This window comes from Chitinophaga sp., assembly GCF_035564935.1.
Taxonomy (GTDB): Bacteria; Bacteroidota; Bacteroidia; order Chitinophagales; family Chitinophagaceae; genus Chitinophaga.
Window position 1 is genome coordinate 1 of the sequence record NZ_DATMTE010000219.1, and the last position, 1,647, is coordinate 1,647.

A 1,647-nucleotide genomic window follows, 5' to 3' on the forward strand; every position below is an offset into this window, starting at 1 on the left:
ATTTCCGACAGCGGTTTAAAACCACGCCTGGTAAAGGTGTATGATATTTTTCCCGAAGAAAGTTTTAAGGAGAAGTTCGTGGTATTGGCGAAGAGCTAAACCCGGTTTCCAGTGTAGAATGGCGGATGCCCAGGTGTTCCAGTTCGTGGCGCAGCGCTTTTTTCAGGGCTTCAGTGCCGGCGGCATCCAGCTGCGGATCTACAGTTACCTGGGCCGTTAAGGCAGTTTCGGTAGTGCTGATCGCCCACACGTGGATATGATAAATATCCTTTATCCCTTCCAGGGCCAGGGCCTTTTTCCGGATCTCCTGCAGATCGATATCCTTCGGCACCCCATCCATCGACAGGCGCAGGCTATCGCGCAGCAGGCCCCAGGTACCAAATACAATGACTACCATCACAATAATACTTAGTAGAGGATCCAGCCAGTACCATTTTGTGTAGATGATCATAATGCCGGCAGCCACCGTTGCCAGGGATACCAGGGCGTCGGCAGCCAGGTGGAGATAGGCGCCTTTAATATTCAGGTCTTTTTCTTTGTCTTTGAAGAACAGCCAGGCGGTAAATGCGTTAATGAGGATACCAATGCCCGCTACCACGGCAATGGGCGTTCCGGGTACTTCGTAGGGCTGGCTGAAACGACGGATAGCCTCATACCCGATCACCCCTACCACAATAAGCAGCAGCATGGCGTTAAACAGGGAAATAAGAATTGTACTTTTGCGGTAGCCGTAGGTGTAACCGGGATTGGAGGTTATTTTGGCCAGGCGGAAGCCCAGCAGCGATAAGGCCAGGCTGGCCACATCACTGAGATTATGCCCTGCATCGGCCATGAGGGCCAGGGAATGGGTAAGGAAACCTGCAATAAATTCCGTTGCTACGAAGGCGAGGTTGAGGGAAATTCCCCATATAAAAGCCCTGTTAACCTGGGCATTATTTAAAGGAGGGGTATGAGCGTGGGCATGATCATGCATAAACAACAGATTTCCTTATACGTAATTTAAGAAGATTTTTTTTCGTCCTTATAAAATATCCGTTCCGGTGTTTCGTCATCCTTATTAAGATGAAACAACTGGTCCTTACAAATAGCATTATGGCCATAGAGCAAAACGAACGTATACAGGCAACTGTGAAGCAGGAGCGCAAGCGATTGCTGCACTTTATCCGGCAACGGGTAAGTAATGCGTCCGATGCTGAGGATATTTTACAGGATGTTTTCTACCAGTTTACTGAATACCTGCGCCTGGGCAGCCAGGTGGATTCCATTACCGGGTGGCTGTTTGCCGTAACACGGAACAAGATCACCGATTGGTTCCGTAAGAAGAAAGAAACTCCTTTTTCTGATTTCACGCGCGAGATAGAAGGCGAAGAAGTGCTATTTCTCCCCGAATTACTTTCCGACAGGAACATGGAAGCAGATACCCCCATGGCGAAAAAGATTATGTCGGAAGCCATTATGGAAGCTATTGATGAATTACCGGCCGATCAGCGGCAGGTATTCCTGCAGCATGAACTGGAGGGCAAATCCTTTAAGGAAATGAGTGAAGAAACCGGCATCGGGGTAAATACCCTCTTGTCACGCAAGCGTTATGCAGTACTGTTCCTCCGGGAGCGCCTGGCGGAGCTGTATAACGAATTACTTAACGAC

2 protein-coding genes are annotated in these 1,647 nt (G+C 49.1%); one reads left to right on the forward strand and one right to left on the reverse strand.

Features of this window, described 5'->3' with window-relative positions; translation table 11 throughout:
* Nucleotides 1-64: 64 nt before the first annotated feature.
* Nucleotides 65-973 carry a cation diffusion facilitator family transporter gene (locus VN105_RS05720; protein ID WP_325638812.1) on the reverse strand — a complete coding sequence of 303 codons (909 nt, stop codon included), beginning with the start codon at nt 971-973 and terminating at the stop codon, nt 65-67.
* 89 nt (nt 974-1,062) lie between these two features.
* On the opposite strand from VN105_RS05720, the gene VN105_RS05725 reads away from it, so the two are divergent.
* Nucleotides 1,063-1,647 (forward strand): RNA polymerase sigma factor (locus VN105_RS05725; RefSeq protein ID WP_325638814.1); only part of this gene is annotated, 585 nt, incomplete at its 3' end.

What these genes read in the sequence shown, in the direction of transcription:
- VN105_RS05720 (WP_325638812.1), bottom strand. Translation starts at nt 973, where the DNA reads ATGCATGATCATGCCCACGCTCATACCCCTCCTTTAAATAATGCCCAG.